We start from the raw sequence: 16,066 nt of genomic DNA, 5'->3' as shown, positions 1-16,066 counted from the left end.
TATTATGCAAAAATTGGTTATTCGTGATTGGGCAGAATCTGATAGACCTCGCGAAAAACTGTTAGAACAGGGACGTCGGTCTGTTACAGATGCTGAACTAATCGCCATTTTAATAGGTTCCGGTTCTAAAAATGAAACCGCAGTAGAACTCGCTAAAAGAATGCTTGGCACTGTTAATCATGACCTTTTTAATCTCAGTAAATTAGAAATCAATGAATTATGTCAATTTAAAGGAATAGGAGAGGCTAAAGCTATAACCATCATCGCTGCTTTAGAATTGGGACGTCGAAGACAAGAAACTACAAGTCCCGAAAAACCAGTCCTAAATTCTAGCAAAAAAGCCTATGAATATTTAAAACATGTCCTTGAAGATTTGAGTCATGAAGAATTCTGGGTGATTTATCTGAATACGAGCTGTAAGGTTCTCGATAGACAACTAATCGGTCGCGGTGGTAATGATTTTACACCTGTAGATATTCGCGTGATCCTAAGACATGCCCTAATGAATAAGGCTAATTCCATAATTTTAGCCCATAATCATCCCTCCGGAACATTAAAACCTAGTGAAGCCGATAAAACTTTGACAAAAAAGATCCTGGCAGCAGCTAAATTAATGGATATCCATATGCATGACCACCTAATTATTACGGATCAAAGTTATTTCAGTTTCCGAGATGAAGGTTTATTCAATTGATTTCTTATCCTATATCAATGTGTAACAAAACCGAATCCGCCACCTTTGTGTTATTATTAAAAGAAGAGAATATCATGGCAAAATTTTTTTATCACCCAGCAGACTCCCGTGGAAAAGCAGACCATGGATGGTTGAAATCCAACCATACCTTTAGTTTCGGCGGCTATATGAACGCCGAAAGAATGAATTTCGGCGCATTGAGAGTATTAAACGATGATTACGTCGCTCCAGGAATGGGCTTCGGAAAACATCCTCATAGTAATATGGAGATTATTTCTATTCCATTGGAAGGAGAATTAGCACATAACGACAGCATGGGGACAGGCTCGGTCATCAAAAAAGGTGATATCCAAATGATGAGTGCCGGTACTGGAATCGAACATAGTGAATATAATAACAGTGAAAAAGATCCCGTAAAGTTCTTGCAGATTTGGATTATCCCGAATAAACAAAATGTAGATCCACGTTACGATCAACAAACCATTGATTTTGATGCTGCAAAGAATAATTTTCTGCAGATTCTATCACCGGATCCTGAGGATGCCGGAATTTGGATCCATCAAGATGCTTGGTTTCATATCGCTGATTTTGATGCTGGATTTAATCGTGAATATGTCCTGAAAAATCCTGAAAATGGTCTTTATATTTTTGTGATCAATGGAGACCTCGATGTAGAAGGTCAAAAAATGGAAACACGAGATGGCTTAGGAATCGTCGGCGCAAAACATGTGAATATTAAAGCCGATACAAAAGCTGAATTCCTCTTAATGGAAGTTCCAGTATAAGAATATAAAATGTTTACTAGGCAGGAATTCACATACCCGTATTTTCCTGCTTAGATTAAACTAACCCAAAAATTTCCCGTTTCTTCTCCTTACTCTTGACGATCAAGATATAGTCCTGTCCGATTTCTAAATATCCATATTCATAACAGAAAATATACTGTTGTCCTTTCGTCGTCAATATCCGATGGGTATGATAGACCATAGAAAATCCTTCCCCTAACAATTTGGTCTTGCTAATCTTAATCATTTTCTCCTCCGCCAATAACTTGCTCAAGATTTTTCTATTCTTGCGAAGTTGCGTATTGACTTTTTTAAGAATATTATACTCCTTACTGTTCTCCCGATTATTAAATGCATTCCGACAGTTATCATTGCAAAATCTTTTGTCCGTTCGACCTTTTATCGGTTGTTCGCATTCTTTACAGTTTCTATGATCCATTTTTCTAAGTGATTATTACCATTTAAAAACGACTACAGTCGACTCTAATTGATTGATATACGAATGTTTCTCCTTTTCAACCGCACCTTTGTCTCAGTTACTTAGCTAAGATAATTGAATAATAAGAAAATATGTATCAATAAATGAAATAATCATGAACGCAATGAAAAATTCAGTACAACTATTAGGAAGGTTAGGACATGAACCAGAAATCAAAATCAGTAGTAATGGTAATCCCTATTGTTTTATTCGATTGGTCACCAATGAATATGTCGTCAAAAAGAATGGCGAAACCTATGAAAAAAGTCAATGGCATCGAATTGCTGTCTGGGGGAATCTAACTAAACAATTACAGAAAAAAGGTAAAAAAGGTAGTCTCTGGTTAATTCAAGGAACCATTTTCTATAACTCCTATGAAGGAAATACCGGGGTTCAAAAAGAGTTTTGTGAAATCCGAGCCAATAAAATGATGTTCCTAATGGAATCAATGGGAATGAAAAACAAAGTGCTTGATGAGGATAGCATAGAAGAGAAGGAGCTGAATATGATCGAAAATGATTAATATGGTATAAAAAAACAGGGAATTGTGAGCTCACAATTCCCTGTTTTTATCTTGTTTATATTTCCTTATGGATGTTGCCATCCTGCAATTTTAGATACCGTACGTGGAATATCCACATTATCCATTTTTTGATGGAATTGCTCGGCTCCAACACCGATTGCATAAACCGGAATATATGCTGCTGAATGGCTTCCTGATGCCCAGCTCAAGGAAGATGCTTTGTTGATAGCTTTGATAGCTAATGAAGCAATTTTGTCATTGGTAGCATATAAACTCTTGCTCGTTTCATTTTTATGCTCAATAAAACTTTTTTCATAAGCTTCGTGGATCGCTTTTTCATCATCTTCACCTACCTTGATCGTTTTCCATAAACCTAAGTGTTCACCTAAAAACCCTTTTAGTTGATCCCAAGTAGCACTTTCATTCTTTTTACGGAAATCATTGATCAATGCTGATAAGCTCTCTTGAGATAACTTTTGGTTTTCAAGATTTTTCAATCGTAAAGTCGAACTACCATTTCCAACTCCAATTCCACCAGTTTCGTGGTCCGCAGTTACAATAATCAATGTTTCTTCCGGATGTTTTTGGTAGAATTCATAAGCTTTTTGTACAGCATTATTGAAGTCCCAAACTTCCTGAACTGCTGTAGCACCATCATTTGAGTGACATGCCCAATCAATTTTTCCACCTTCAACCATTAAGAAAAAACCTTGATTTCCTTGACTCAAACTCTCAATAGCTGCGGAAGTGATTTCAGCTAAATTTAAGTCGCCTGGCTTTTGGTCAATCGCATATTTTAATGAAACTGGATCAGTTCCTTTATTATTCATTAAAATCAATTTCTCAGATTTATTCGCTTTTTTATAATCATCCAACCCGTATAATAAACGGTAACCTGCTTTTTCTAATTGTGGAAAAATCGATGCTACTTCTTCTTTCTTAGCATTCGTAGTTGGTTTTAAAAATCCTGATCCTGCAAAGAAGTCAAATTTGGACTTAATGATATCCAAACCGATTTCATAATACATATCGCGGTCTGGCTGATTGGCAAAAAAAGAAGCCGGAGTAGCATGGTCGATACTTACGGAAGTAGTAATACCTACTTTCATCCCTTTTTCCTTCGCTAAATAGGCAATACTTTTATAAGGTTTAACACCTGCACTGTCCATTGCTATAACACCATTCTTAGTCTTATACCCAACAGCTAAAGCGGTACCGCCAGCACCAGAATCCGTTACGCCATGAGATAAGGAATGTGAAGTCGCAAAGGTTGCATAAGGAAATTGACTGAATACAGTAGGTGAGACACTGTTCTTATTCGACAATGAGCTCTTATAGACCTCTGCCGCCTGAACTTGATTTAAGCCCATGCCATCACCAATCATAAAGAAGATGTATTTCGGTTGCTTCTGTCCAAATGCCGTCCCTATTAATAAAAAGAAAGCTAATAATAAATTGAAATATTTAATGTTCATACCAAACGGATTAGTTTATTCACAAAATTAAGGTTCTCATATTAAGATAATGTTAATTGATAAAAACAAGGGTATGCAAACAAAATGTTACATAGTTTGTTTTTTTCATTGTACTTATAAACTCAGGTTATGGAAAACAATTTATTACAACTTGCTCAAAGTTATTTTAATGAGCATACGTATAGTACCCTAGCTTCCGAGGAGAATATTTCTCCCGAACAAGCTAAAAGAGGAATTGAAACCGTAATTCCTTCTTTATTCTTAGGTTTTCAACGCAAATCCGGCCACGGATTAGGAAATCTACTTGAAACTTTAAAGTCTACTTTTTCTGGATTTAACTTTTCAGATGTATTGAGATTCTCTCCACCTGTACAGGAAGTGCCTCAAGATGGTGATACGACCAGATCTTTGCTGAGTTCCCTTTTCGGGAATGCTTTTGATCAAGTGATCCCCAATACGGCTAACTTTCTCGGATTGAATACCAATAGTCTGATCCGCCTATTTTCGGCAGGTATCCCTGCGGTAATCGGTGCCTTGACTAGTAATGGTGAACGTTGGGATACAACCTCAATTGAAGCCGATCTTAACAATAACAGAGCTAATTTCCTTAAAGCTTTGCCTGCAGGATTACCTCTGAATATCCTTGGTGAAGAACCAAAAGGACCAACCATCGTACCGGAAGAGCCTCATGTGGCTCCAGTCGATCCTATCGTGGATCCCGCAAGAGATGTTTTAGTAGAAGATCCAATTATTCCAACTTCGAATGTGCGTCGTGATGATCCACCTGCTGCTTTACCACCAGCAGACGAAGAACGTAAAAAAGGTGCTGGACTTTGGTGGATTCTTATCCCAATTATCTTGTTATTATTGTGGTTTTTCTTCGGTAAAGGCTGTAATAGGGAAGAAGCACCGGTTTCTGATGCCCATGTGGATTCCTTGATTACCGATTCGGTCGTCAGCCAAGATACGGCAATTGGAACTGAAATTGTTCGCGAAAGTATTATGGTAACTTTACCTAATGATACCGTGATCAATGCCTATAAGGGTGGTATTGAGGATCAACTGGTCCAATTCCTGAATTCTGATTACAAAAGCTTATCGGATGAAGAATTAAAAGATCGTTGGTTTGATTTTGACAACCTAAACTTTGCCACGGGAACTGCTAATATCTTGCCTGAAAGTCAGGTACAAGTGGACAACTTGGTAGCAATCCTAAATGCATTTCCGGATGCCAAAATTAAATTAGGCGGTTATACCGATAAAACAGGGGATGAAGCGATCAATAAAAAATTATCTAATGATCGTGCAATCGCAGTAAAAAATGCATTTGAAGCAAAAGGGGTAGGAAATCGTGTCATGGCAACCGAAGGCTATGGATCCCAATTCGCAAAATTCCCTGCTGATGCTCCGGAATCTGATCGTGTAACAGATAGAAGAGTAGCAGTCAGTGTAAGAAAATAATATATTGAAAATTAGAAAAAGCAGTCCAACCTGGTTGGACTGCTTTTTTTATTCTCTTTGGAATGCTATTTTTGCCGAATGCTTACAAAGTCACAAATAGAAATGATTGAAGGAGATTTTGAGAAATTCTTCAAAGATGTTAAATCAAAAGGGAAGACTTTCGATTTTGATCTGTTTGGAGAATATGCAATTTCCATTCTTAATTTCTATGTTGGAAGCTCCTTGCTGACTCTACCCAATAAAAAAGATGGAGCCCTAACCCTGGTCCGTCTTTTTAATGCCGGATTGGGAAACATCATCACTCCGGAGGATCAACAAGAAATTGCCGAAGCAATTCAACAAGATCCCACCCTCAATTACGCATTAATACAGCCTGTATTTAATAGCTAGCCTTCTTGAATCGTCCATTTTAATTTCGAGGTATCATAACCACAATCCTCGGCATAGCGTAGATAAGCAATTTCTTTCTCTGCACTGATGGTTTTATTGCGGGATAAAATCCACATATAATCCAGATTATCGCCGAAAACCAACGCATCCTCATAGTCTTCACCTATCTGAACAATATTATATCCAGAATAGAAAGGTCCAAAAAAGGAAACCTTTAATTTCCCTTCATTGACATCCCCTGCATATTTTGCTTTTCCAATACTGGTTTTTGCTTTTCCAGTATTCACATTAACCCCTTGGTTCTTCACCAAGATGGAACCATCATCATTTAGACTGTAATCTGCAGTCACATTCTTAAGGTCCTTTTCCCAAATGAAATCTAAACGCGCAATTTCATACCATTTGCCTAAATACCGGCTCAAATCAAAGTTTTCAATAACCTCAGCATTGGATTTTATTGGTCGTAGATAATTGTAAATCACTGAACCCAATGCGACAGCAGTTAATGTTATTAAGGTTTTTTTCTTGTCCATCGTAATTATTTTATAGGAAAACAGGTTAAACTTCATAAATGTTTAAGGAGATTCCTAGTTTTGCATAAAATTAAAGAATTGTATTCAAGAGAAGAAGCAAAGAAAATCAAGGAGTCCTTTTGGACCAGTTTCGGGCAATATATGTCGCCGATTCCAAATGCTGATGGGGAGAAAGTAACATGGGTGAATTATAAAACAGGAATCCGTTTTCTCTTTTTCAGAATGGAAGCGACCAATAAAGTGGCCCAAATAGGAATTGAAATCGCCAATCCTGACGCCGGAATCAGGGCTTTACTTTTTGAACAATTTAAAGAATATGCACAGGTCCTCCATGCTGAACTTGAGGAGGAATGGATTTGGGACGACTCTTTTTATGATGATTACGGTAAGCCTACTGCGCGGATCTATACCGAAATCAGAGGGTTGAGTGTATTCAAAAAGGAGGATTGGCCGGATTTAATTTCATTTTTTAAACCAAGAATTATTGCTTTGGATAGTTTTTGGTCCAATGCTCAATATGGATTTGAACTTTTTAAATAAATAGGAACTATGAAACTAGTAGGAAGAATTCTAGTATTTTTTATGCTGATCACACAAGCTCATTCGGTATTTGCTTGGGGAATGACCGGACATCGCGTAATCTCAGAAATTGCCGAACAACATTTAACCAGAAAAGCGAAACGAAACATCCAAAAATTAATCGGCCATCAAAAGATTGCCTACTGGTCCAATTGGGCAGATTTTATTAAGTCTTCCCCGGATTCTGTCCTTTTGAAAACAGGAACTTGGCATTTCTTGAATACACCTGGAAACCTGACCCATGAGCAATTCCTCGTGGAACTGCAAAACTCTCCAGAACAAAATTTATATAAAGCCTACCAAAGAGTAAAAAAAGAAGTGGCTGATAAAAACCTTTCTATTGAACAAAGAAAACAAGCTTTTTATTTTATGGTGCACTTGTTAGGTGATGCGCATCAACCCATGCATGTCAGTAGGGCCGAAGACCTTGGTGGAAACAAAATTGCGGTTACTTTCTTTGGCCGTGGATCTAATATTCACAGAGTATGGGATTCTGACCTGGTTGATAATGAGAAATGGTCTTATACGGAATATGCACGCGTATTGGATTATGAGAAATATTTCTATAAACAATATACAAATTCAACCTTCGAAGATTGGTTGTATGAATCACATCAACTGGCCAATGTTATCTATGATGATGTGGCAAAGGATAATAAACTATCATACGATTATATCTTTCGCTTTAAGGATCCAATGGAACAAGCGCTCCTGAAAGCGGGATTGAGACTCGCCAAAGAATTAAATGAAGTGTTTGGGTAAACAAAATGGGGCTGTTCTTAAAACAGCCCCATTTTTATTAATTATTTAAGGTCCAATCGAAATAACTGCCTTTGGCAATAAATCGCTGGTCTTCCAACTTAAAATCAAAATCTAGGTAGTCATTGCTGCAGCTGCCCATATCCGAACAACAAAATTTGCGGTCAATGTCAAACTGCATCCTGAACTTTCCAACATGGGTATCCGGCTGATACCTGAAATTGGAAACCTGGATGTTCCCAACTTCTGGGCTACCATCTTTATCGCCCAAAACATCAAAAATAAACCAACTCAACTTATCCAATTCTTCCTTCGAGATATAGTTCAATAGTTCTGAAGGATCCTCAGAAATGGTCTCTAATTGCTCTGAATTGATATCGGTTTCAAATGTATATTCTTTAGCTTCCATAAGATAATATTTTTTCAATCTGTCGGATATCCGGAAAGTAATTCTCCAAAATATTCGACGGAAATGTGTTTTTCCCCTTTACCTCTATCAAAGCCTTTGCCAATAAATAATCATTCACCCGAATATCCAACTGAATATTTGAATTATTATAGGTCAGTGAATGATCCTTGATGATATAAGGGCTCCGGGATAGCTTTTTAAAATGAATATCATCAACTAGAACCTGAAATAATTCCTCCCATTTTCCTATCAGATTCATAATCATTTGTTCGAAAATAATCTGGCCTAGTTGACTTTCCAACTTTTCTTGGCTCCTGAAGTTGAACGTAGAAGGGGAGTAATAAATAATATCGTTTTTTAAGTAAGGTTTCGATTGCCCGGTTTTTACAGGTCGGACGGCATAAGTTTTTCCAAATAAAGGAATGGTAAAAAAATCCAAGGTACTGTCAAGTTGAATTTTCTTCGTTTCTTGACGAGCGAATTGTTTGATATAGGTGGTCAGTTCAGGCACTGAAAGATGAGCAGGTGCAAAAATCAAGGGAATTTCCTTCCCATTTGACTCGATTTTGATGGAATCTTCTGCCGAAACGACCAATAAATATTCTTTACCTTCAACTTGAATAATCATTGAGCGCAAATTAACAAATCCTCCATGTTAATTATATAACAATTAATTATATAAAAATAGTTACTTCTAGTTTTTTCATAATATCGCTATGTTTGCATAAGAACGATACTAGGTTCTTAAACAAAATAGGTTAATTATGAAACAATATGTATTAATGGCGGCATTGCTTGCCGGTTCAGTTTCTGTTTTTGCACAGGAACACCAAGCAATCAATGTTTCCTACATGGACAAATCCGTTCGTCCACAAGATGATTTCTACAATTACGTTAATGGTAATTGGATGAAAACAGTAGAAATTCCTTCTGATAAAGCTCGTTGGGGATCTTTTGATCAACTAAGAGAAAATACGGATGAAGCAACTTTGAAAATCTTAAAAGAATCCTTGAATACCAAGTTTGAAAAAGGAACTGATGGTCAAAAAATCGCTGATCTTTATAAATCTTATGTAGATTTTGATACCCGTAATAAATTAGGGATTACCCCAATCCAACAACAATTAAAAGATATTGACCAGGTTAAAAACCTAAAAGGTCTTTATGATTATTTTGTGAAATACGGAGCAATCGGTGGAAATCCTTTCTTTGGTGCTTACGTATATGCCCACATGAAAAACAGTAATATGAATGCTGTTTATTTAGGTGGCGGTGGATTAGGTTTAGGTCGTACCTATTACCAAAAAGAAGATGAAAAAAATACAGAGACTTTAGGAAACTATAATCAATATATCAATGCTCTTTATGGTAAAGTAGATCCTAAAACTCGTGATCTAAAAGGTCCAAAGGTAATCGAATTTGAAAAATTGATCGCCTCCAACCTAAAAACTGTCGAAGAACAACGTGATGCTCAGAAACGTTACAACCCGGTTGCGGTAAAGGATTTGCAAGCGATGGTGAAAAACATGGATGTTGCAAAATACATTCAAACACTTGGTTTTAAAGCAGATACCGTAATTATCGGCGAATTAAGATATTATCAAAATCTGGATAAGATTGTCAATGAACAGAATCTTCCTGTTATTAAGGAATACTTAAAATTCCATGTAATGGATGATGCTACGGGCTATTTGACAGCTGATCTTGACCAGTTATCTTTTGATTTCTATGGTAAGAAACTAAGAGGTCAAAAAGAACAACGTGCGCTTGACAAAAGAGGTTTAGAATTCGTAAATGGAAATGCTGGTGAATTATTAGGTAAATTATATGTAAAAGAAAACTTCCCTGCAGAAGCAAAAGCTGCATGTGAGGAGTTGGTACAATACTTAATTAAATCTTTTAATGTTCATATCAAGGATTTAGCTTGGATGTCGCCAACAACCAAAGAGAAGGCTTTGGAGAAACTTTCTAAATTCACGGTAAAAATTGGTTATCCTGACAAATGGAAAGATTATTCTAGCCTTCAAGTAGGAACTTCATTAGTTGAGAACGTAAATAATGTTCGTCGTTGGGCATTTGAAGAAAACTTAGCTAAACAAGGTAAGCCGGTTGATAAATCAGAGTGGGGTATGACTCCTCAAACAGTAAACGCATATTACAGTCCATTATTTAATGAAATTGTATTCCCCGCTGCGATTTTACAACCTCCATTCTACGATTATAAAGCAGATCCAGGAGTGAATTTTGGTGGTATTGGTGCTGTTATTGGTCACGAATTATCACACGGATTTGACGACTCAGGTTCACAGTACGATGGAAATGGTAATTTAAATAACTGGTGGACTGAAGAAGATAAAGAGAAATTTAATGCTGCTGCGGATGCATTGGTTGCTCAATTTGAAGCCTACGAGCCTGTACCAGGAGTATTTGTGAATGGTCGTTTCACTTTAGGTGAAAATATCGGTGACTTAGGTGGATCTTCAGTAGCATTTGATGCACTTCAAATGTATTTGAAAGACAAAGGAAACCCAGGTTTAATCGATGGCTATACCCAAGATCAACGTTTCTTCCTTTCTTGGGCGACGATCTGGCGTACAAAAACAACCGATGAATTTGTAGTGAATCAAGTGAAAACCGATCCACACTCGCCAGCACAATATCGTGCTACGGGTCCAATCATCAATTTAGATGCTTTCCATAAAGCATTCGATACCAAAGAAGGGGATAAGCTTTATCTACCTAAAGACAAACGTATCGTAATTTGGTAATCCAAATCTAGAATAAAACAAAAAGCCACTATTTTCATAGTGGCTTTTTAAATATTGATATAAATATCTATCTATACAGTTGTGTCATCAGTGTTCGCATCAGGTGCATTTTCCTGAATAGATTTAATACCATTCGAACGACCTGCTTCGCTTTCATACATTTCACTTGTTCCAATAATTTGGCCATTGCCGGCTTTTAAGTTGAAATAGAATTTTCCATTTTTCGCAGTTAATTTGTCAAATTTTGAAATATCCTGCGAATTTTTCTTTACTGATGTGATCCCATTTTCACATGCAGCCTTGGTAGTATACCCTTCACTGCTTAAGATTACTTGTCCATTGGCAGCTTTTAGGTTGAACTGGAATTCCCCATTCTTCCTAGTTGAAATTACAAACTTTCCCATAGTTTAATTTTTTAGTTGTATACTAATTTACTAAAATTCAATAAAATAAAAACCTTAAGTCTTAATAAATTAATTAGGTTATTATTTTACCATCTACATAATACCAGGTGCCATGTAATTTTTGAAATCGGGATTTTTCATGATGAACATACGCTACAGCATCGGGAGCAATAAATCTCGCCTTGAATTCAACTGTGTTTTCTGTCGCCTTCAGTACTTCCAAACCTACCCATTGATTTTCCTTACTCCATTGTGCTATTTCCGTTTTTTTTTGAAACCTGCGACTGCTCGGATGGAAACTCTGATATAGAAAATCAATCAGGCCTAAACAAAATGCTGAGTATCGTGCTCGCATCAATTGTTCTGCATTTTCAACAGTTTTTAAGTCATGATGCCTGATTTCGCAACATTCCTGATAACTTTTTTCGGAACCGCAATAACAATTCTTATTCATATTCAATGTCTTATCCAAAGCTGATTTTTTTTGGCCGATGTTGGTCCAATACTTGTTTAACGAAGATACTGATGTTTCTTCTGTCATAGAAATATCTATATAAGTAATGTTACAAACTATAAATAAGAAATCGCCGTTATAAAGGCAAACAATAACCCCTAAATGACAACATTGAAAAATGAATTAGTAGGCACGTGGCAGCTACTATCCTATATAGAAGTACCTATTAAAGGTGCAGATTCAAAATTCCCGATGGGGCAGTCCCCAAAGGGTTTGTTAATGTATGGAGCCGATGGATTTATGTCGGTACAAATTTCAAACGCTGATCGCAACAGTTACGTCTCTCAGGATCGTTATCTCGCAAATGCTGATGAAATCCAAGAACAGGTTAAAGGCTTTATTGCCTTTGCAGGGTCTTATAAAATTGACAATACCAATGCGATTGTTCAATACTCCATTACAACATCTTCTTTTCCAAATTGGGAAGGGCAATTTCAGGAACGGAAAATCGACTTTGAAGGCGATATTCTTTATCTAAAATCTGTCGAACCCATTCTTTCCGATGGTATCATGGTCAATAGCTATATGACATGGCAAAGAATCGAAAAAGCAGAATTTATTTCCAGGCGTGAAAAATTTATTGAAATCACCTCTTCAAAAATGGTAAATCCATAATATTTTTTGAGGACATAAAGGTTTGATGAGTTTAGTTTTCTGTGGTAAATCGCAGGAAACTAAACTTGATAGCTAAATCGTACCAGGGATGCTGGAGTTGAAAGCCTGAAAGATTTTTTTACATTGATATGTATCTGATTTTTTTTCAAAATTCCGTACCTTTGTGCCATCAATTCAAGATATGAGTGACGCTATAAAACACGAGTGCGGAATTGCACTTATCCGACTTCTAAAACCCCTATCTTATTATCAAGAAAAATACGGTACGCCCTACTACGGCATCAACAAATTGTACCTGCTTATGGAAAAGCAGCACAATAGAGGCCAAGATGGTGCAGGTATTGCAACAATTAAGTTTGATGTAAAACCTGGGAATCGTTATATCTCCAGATATAGAGCCATGGGTTCTTCGGCAGTAGCCGAAATCTTCGAATATGTTCAGAAGAAATTCGCAGCAGTTAACAAAGCTTATCCAGAGGAATCTAAGGATACCCAATGGCTAAAAGACAATGTTAGCTTTACAGGCGAAGTACTATTAGGCCATTTGCGCTACGGCACCCATGGTAAAAATAGTATAGAAAGCTGTCATCCTTTCCTAAGACAAAACAACTGGATGTCTAGAAATTTAGTAGTTGCAGGTAACTTTAACATGACCAACGTGGATGAGTTATTGCAACAATTATATGATCTAGGTCAGCATCCTAAAGAACAAGCCGATACAGTGACGGTATTGGAAAAAATTGGTCACTTCCTCGATGAAGAAAACCAAAAATTGTTCGATAAATTTAAACAAGATGGTTATTCAAACATCGAGATCTCTGCTCAAATTGCAAAGAATATTGATGTTGCTAAGATCTTAACCCGTTCTGCAAAAACTTGGGATGGTGGTTATACCATCGCTGGTATTTTCGGACATGGGGATGCATTCGTGATGCGCGACCCGGCTGGTATTCGTCCGGCATTCTACTACCAAGATGATGAAGTATTGGTCGTAGCTTCTGAAAGACCTGTTATCCAAACTGCATTCAATATTCCATTGGGTGCCGTGAAAGAAATCAAACCTGGTCATGCATTGATCGCCAAGAAAGATGGTACGGTTTCAGAAGAAATGTTCAGACAACCTGTAGAACAAATGTCTTGTTCTTTCGAACGCATTTATTTCTCCAGAGGTTCTGATGCTGATATCTATCAGGAACGTAAATCTTTAGGTAAGTTGTTGATCCCGCAGGTACTTAAAAGTATCAATAACGATATTAAGAATACCGTGTTTTCTTTTATTCCAAATACAGCCGAAGTATCGTATTACGGTATGATGGAAGGAATCAATCAACATGTTAGGGATTGCCAAAAAGAAGTATTGTTAAATCGTACGGACAAAATCTCCGATGAAGAATTAAATGAAGTTCTAGACCTGAAACCACGTTTTGAGAAATTAAACGTGAAGGATGCTAAGCTTCGTACTTTTATCACGCAAGATGCTGACCGTCAAGATATGGTACAACACGTTTATGATACAACTTACGGTATCGTAAATGACCATGAGGATACCATTGTTGCAATTGATGACTCCATTGTAAGAGGAACTACTTTAAAACAAAGTATTCTAACCATTCTGGATCGTCTTCATCCGAAGAAGATTGTAATCGTATCTTCAGCGCCACAAATTCGTTATCCTGACTGTTATGGTATTGACATGTCTAGAATGTCGGAGTTCGTTGCCTTTGAAGCTGCAATTTCACTGCTTCGTAAAAACGGATTGGCACACATTATTGATGAGGTTTATCAAAAATGTTTGGCTTCTACGACCATGCCGAAAGATCAAGTTGAAAATTACGTAAAAGCTATTTATGAGCCATTCACAGATGATCAAATCTCTCAAGAGATTTCTAGAATCGTGAAGCCTCATAACTTAAATGCTGAATTGGAAGTAGTATTCCAAACCTTGGATAACTTACATTTAGCATGTCCTAACCATAAAGGAGATTGGTACTTCTCTGGTAACTATCCTACACCAGGTGGTAATAAGGTTGTAAACCGTGCCTTTATGAACTGGATGGAAGGTAAAAATGTAAGAGCTTATTTCAGTAGCTAAGCGCTAAAAAAAATATCTTTTTAAAGACCGTGAATCTAATTCACGGTCTTTTTTTATTAAATCCCCCGAGTCATATTTTTAGGTGAACTCCTTCTATTATTCGATATTAAGTATCAAATAATTCGGGAAAAATTATGGGTTTTACCGGACTTCCTTCGGACCTTCTTCGGATCTTTGCCGCATCTCCTTCGAAAAAATTCGAACAAGGTCCGACTCAGTTGCGACTTAAATACGAAGATTATCCGGGATTAGGTAGAGCAAGTCCTGAAGAAGATATATTCCAAGGTAAAAGGTGAACCAACATTTTTGACGGGGTTCAAATTCCTGTTGCAAATTTTATTAAAGAGAATATTGCCTCAACAGAGTTGGTAGCCCCTGAATATCGATACTACTTTCAAAAAAGAAGTGCCTTTGATAGCAAGGATAATCTGAAAGAAATATCGGATGATACAGGAATAATAGGAACTTTTAGTGATTATTTCTCCATTGTACCTTATACATGGTTAGCAGGAAATAAGAATTCTGTTTTTAAATCACCTTATGAGATTTTTCCTCACTATGTTTTACCACTCCTTTAAGGCTGCGAATGCAAATCCAGTAAACAGCTTAAGGGATGAATAAGGGAAGGTTTCAGGGTTAAAAATAAAATAAAGATTTCAAGCGCATAAAAAAATAGATTTCTTACCATAAATGCTGGAGCATTTTGAATTGGTAAGAAATCTATTTTTTTTGATTTGATTAGAAACATTGGAGTTAGCTCCGTGTTTCAATATTCAAATCTGATATTTTTCCTTAGTTCAACACCGTTTTAGATTTTCCGGTTTCTTCTTCATGTTGCGTAGCAATTAATGTAGAAGGAGATTCTAAAGGATGTTTTTTAACCACTTTGGTACTTGCCAAATAGTCTTTATTTCCGGCATAGATATACATCAAGGTGCCACCTTTCAAGGTATTGATGATAGGTTTTGTCAATTCACGTGGGAGGGCAGGGCAGCCATAGCTACGTCCTAATCTTCCAGTAGATTTAATGATATCCGTACTGCAATAATCAGCACCATGTACCACGATTGCTCTTGGTCTAGCTTGATCATTGATTCCTTTTTCAAGTCCATCTAAACGTAGGGAGTATCCATTCCCTCCAAAATAGGTTTCTTGAGCATAATAAAATCCCAAGGAACTTTGGAAGGATCCATGTTTATTTGAAAAAGCAGTTGCGAATTTTTCACCACTATTTCTGCCATGAGAAACGATGTTATGGTATAATAGTTTTTTAGCTTTCATATCCAAAACATACATTCTTTTGTCCGTAGAAGGCAGCGTAAAGTCGATGATGGTCATGATATTTTTGTTTTTAGGGCTCAAATGGTTGTAACCTTGCATAGCTTGTTCGAAGGCGTCCCATTTGATGATCCCTTGTAACTTCATTTCATCATATAATTCTTTAACTGGATCTTTTACGATTTCTACTTTTGTCTGAGTGATTTCAAGAGGAGCATTTAATTGCTGAGTGTTGTTTAGGTCTCCAGAAATGCTGGAGGTCGCAATAGCCCATAATGAAATAAGCAATAGTTTATTCATAAGCACATT

The 16,066-nt window shown here is 36.8% G+C and carries 19 protein-coding genes; 11 read left to right on the top strand and 8 right to left on the bottom strand.

Translation table 11 applies throughout. From position 1 onward, the window contains the following. The first annotated feature begins 4 nt into the window (after positions 1 to 4). Both radC and PZ892_RS12395 read left to right on the top strand, forming a co-directional pair. The gene (radC, locus tag PZ892_RS12400; RefSeq protein ID WP_277711400.1) at positions 5 to 694 is read left to right on the top strand and encodes a DNA repair protein RadC; all 690 of its coding nucleotides are present in this window, start codon (positions 5 to 7) and stop codon (positions 692 to 694) included. A gap of 17 nt (positions 695 to 711) precedes the next feature. Further along, positions 712 to 1,479: a pirin family protein gene (locus tag PZ892_RS12395; RefSeq protein ID WP_306427034.1), complete on the top strand. Its 768-nt coding sequence runs from the start codon at positions 712 to 714 to the stop codon at positions 1,477 to 1,479. A gap of 55 nt (positions 1,480 to 1,534) precedes the next feature. Here PZ892_RS12395 and PZ892_RS12390 read toward each other — a convergent pair whose 3' ends face one another. Then, positions 1,535 to 1,918, bottom strand: a complete 384-nt coding sequence (locus PZ892_RS12390) for a hypothetical protein (protein ID WP_277711399.1) — start codon at positions 1,916 to 1,918, stop codon at positions 1,535 to 1,537. 163 nt (positions 1,919 to 2,081) lie between these two features. On the opposite strand from PZ892_RS12390, the gene PZ892_RS12385 reads away from it, so the two are divergent. Then, the gene (locus PZ892_RS12385) at positions 2,082 to 2,480 is read left to right on the top strand and encodes a single-stranded DNA-binding protein (protein ID WP_179221414.1); all 399 of its coding nucleotides are present in this window, start codon (positions 2,082 to 2,084) and stop codon (positions 2,478 to 2,480) included. Between the two features lie 65 nt (positions 2,481 to 2,545). On the opposite strand, the gene PZ892_RS12380 is transcribed toward PZ892_RS12385, so the two are convergent. Further along, complete coding sequence (locus PZ892_RS12380; RefSeq protein WP_277711398.1) at positions 2,546 to 3,955, bottom strand: alkaline phosphatase; 1,410 nt, start codon at positions 3,953 to 3,955, stop codon at positions 2,546 to 2,548. A 129-nt stretch (positions 3,956 to 4,084) separates the two neighbouring features. Between PZ892_RS12380 and PZ892_RS12375 the strand changes: the two genes are divergently transcribed. After that, the gene (locus PZ892_RS12375) at positions 4,085 to 5,416 is read left to right on the top strand and encodes an OmpA family protein (protein WP_277711397.1); all 1,332 of its coding nucleotides are present in this window, start codon (positions 4,085 to 4,087) and stop codon (positions 5,414 to 5,416) included. A 102-nt stretch (positions 5,417 to 5,518) separates the two neighbouring features. Beyond that, the gene (locus tag PZ892_RS12370; RefSeq protein WP_094255983.1) at positions 5,519 to 5,806 is read left to right on the top strand and encodes a hypothetical protein; all 288 of its coding nucleotides are present in this window, start codon (positions 5,519 to 5,521) and stop codon (positions 5,804 to 5,806) included. On the opposite strand, the gene PZ892_RS12365 is transcribed toward PZ892_RS12370, so the two are convergent. Then, positions 5,803 to 6,339, bottom strand: coding sequence for a lipocalin family protein (locus PZ892_RS12365; RefSeq protein ID WP_094256269.1), 537 nt, complete (start codon positions 6,337 to 6,339; stop codon positions 5,803 to 5,805). The genes PZ892_RS12370 and PZ892_RS12365 overlap by 4 nt on opposite strands. 78 nt (positions 6,340 to 6,417) lie before the next feature. On the opposite strand from PZ892_RS12365, the gene PZ892_RS12360 reads away from it, so the two are divergent. Beyond that, positions 6,418 to 6,879, top strand: a complete 462-nt coding sequence (locus PZ892_RS12360; RefSeq protein ID WP_094279996.1) for a DUF4268 domain-containing protein — start codon at positions 6,418 to 6,420, stop codon at positions 6,877 to 6,879. Positions 6,880 to 6,888: 9 nt separating this feature from the next. After that, complete coding sequence (locus PZ892_RS12355) at positions 6,889 to 7,680, top strand: S1/P1 nuclease (protein ID WP_094279997.1); 792 nt, start codon at positions 6,889 to 6,891, stop codon at positions 7,678 to 7,680. 37 nt (positions 7,681 to 7,717) lie between these two features. On the opposite strand, the gene PZ892_RS12350 is transcribed toward PZ892_RS12355, so the two are convergent. After that, complete coding sequence (locus PZ892_RS12350) at positions 7,718 to 8,086, bottom strand: hypothetical protein (protein ID WP_277711396.1); 369 nt, start codon at positions 8,084 to 8,086, stop codon at positions 7,718 to 7,720. Continuing rightward, positions 8,076 to 8,714: a hypothetical protein gene (locus PZ892_RS12345; protein ID WP_277711395.1), complete on the bottom strand. Its 639-nt coding sequence runs from the start codon at positions 8,712 to 8,714 to the stop codon at positions 8,076 to 8,078. Before PZ892_RS12345 ends, PZ892_RS12350 begins: the two co-directional genes overlap by 11 nt. 136 nt (positions 8,715 to 8,850) lie before the next feature. On the opposite strand from PZ892_RS12345, the gene PZ892_RS12340 reads away from it, so the two are divergent. Continuing rightward, positions 8,851 to 10,854, top strand: a complete 2,004-nt coding sequence (locus PZ892_RS12340; protein ID WP_094255978.1) for a M13 family metallopeptidase — start codon at positions 8,851 to 8,853, stop codon at positions 10,852 to 10,854. A gap of 71 nt (positions 10,855 to 10,925) precedes the next feature. Here the strand turns inward: PZ892_RS12340 and PZ892_RS12335 are convergent, their stop codons facing one another. After that, positions 10,926 to 11,258, bottom strand: a complete 333-nt coding sequence (locus tag PZ892_RS12335; RefSeq protein ID WP_094255977.1) for a YegP family protein — start codon at positions 11,256 to 11,258, stop codon at positions 10,926 to 10,928. 73 nt (positions 11,259 to 11,331) lie between these two features. Then, positions 11,332 to 11,799, bottom strand: coding sequence for a YchJ family metal-binding protein (locus PZ892_RS12330; protein ID WP_277711394.1), 468 nt, complete (start codon positions 11,797 to 11,799; stop codon positions 11,332 to 11,334). A gap of 75 nt (positions 11,800 to 11,874) precedes the next feature. Between PZ892_RS12330 and PZ892_RS12325 the strand changes: the two genes are divergently transcribed. The 3 genes from PZ892_RS12325 to PZ892_RS12315 all read left to right on the top strand — a co-directional run bounded on the left by PZ892_RS12325 (position 11,875) and on the right by PZ892_RS12315 (position 14,775). Next, positions 11,875 to 12,387, top strand: a complete 513-nt coding sequence (locus PZ892_RS12325) for a lipocalin-like domain-containing protein (protein ID WP_094255976.1) — start codon at positions 11,875 to 11,877, stop codon at positions 12,385 to 12,387. A 181-nt stretch (positions 12,388 to 12,568) separates the two neighbouring features. Next, a complete protein-coding gene (locus tag PZ892_RS12320; RefSeq protein ID WP_094255975.1) occupies positions 12,569 to 14,479 on the top strand; it encodes a class II glutamine amidotransferase in 1,911 nt (636 codons plus the stop codon). Between the two features lie 134 nt (positions 14,480 to 14,613). After that, entirely contained in the window at positions 14,614 to 14,775 is a 162-nt protein-coding gene (locus PZ892_RS12315; protein ID WP_179221415.1) for a hypothetical protein, read from the top strand. A 496-nt stretch (positions 14,776 to 15,271) separates the two neighbouring features. On the opposite strand, the gene PZ892_RS12310 is transcribed toward PZ892_RS12315, so the two are convergent. After that, a complete protein-coding gene (locus PZ892_RS12310; RefSeq protein ID WP_229678345.1) occupies positions 15,272 to 16,057 on the bottom strand; it encodes a murein L,D-transpeptidase catalytic domain family protein in 786 nt (261 codons plus the stop codon). Between the last annotated feature and the right edge of the window lie 9 nt (positions 16,058 to 16,066).

It is taken from the genome of Sphingobacterium sp. WM (genome assembly GCF_029542465.1).
Classification (GTDB): Bacteria; Bacteroidota; Bacteroidia; order Sphingobacteriales; family Sphingobacteriaceae; genus Sphingobacterium; species Sphingobacterium cellulitidis.
The sequence above is the reverse complement of the archived record's forward strand: the minus strand, read 5'-3'. Positions and strand labels throughout refer to the sequence as shown.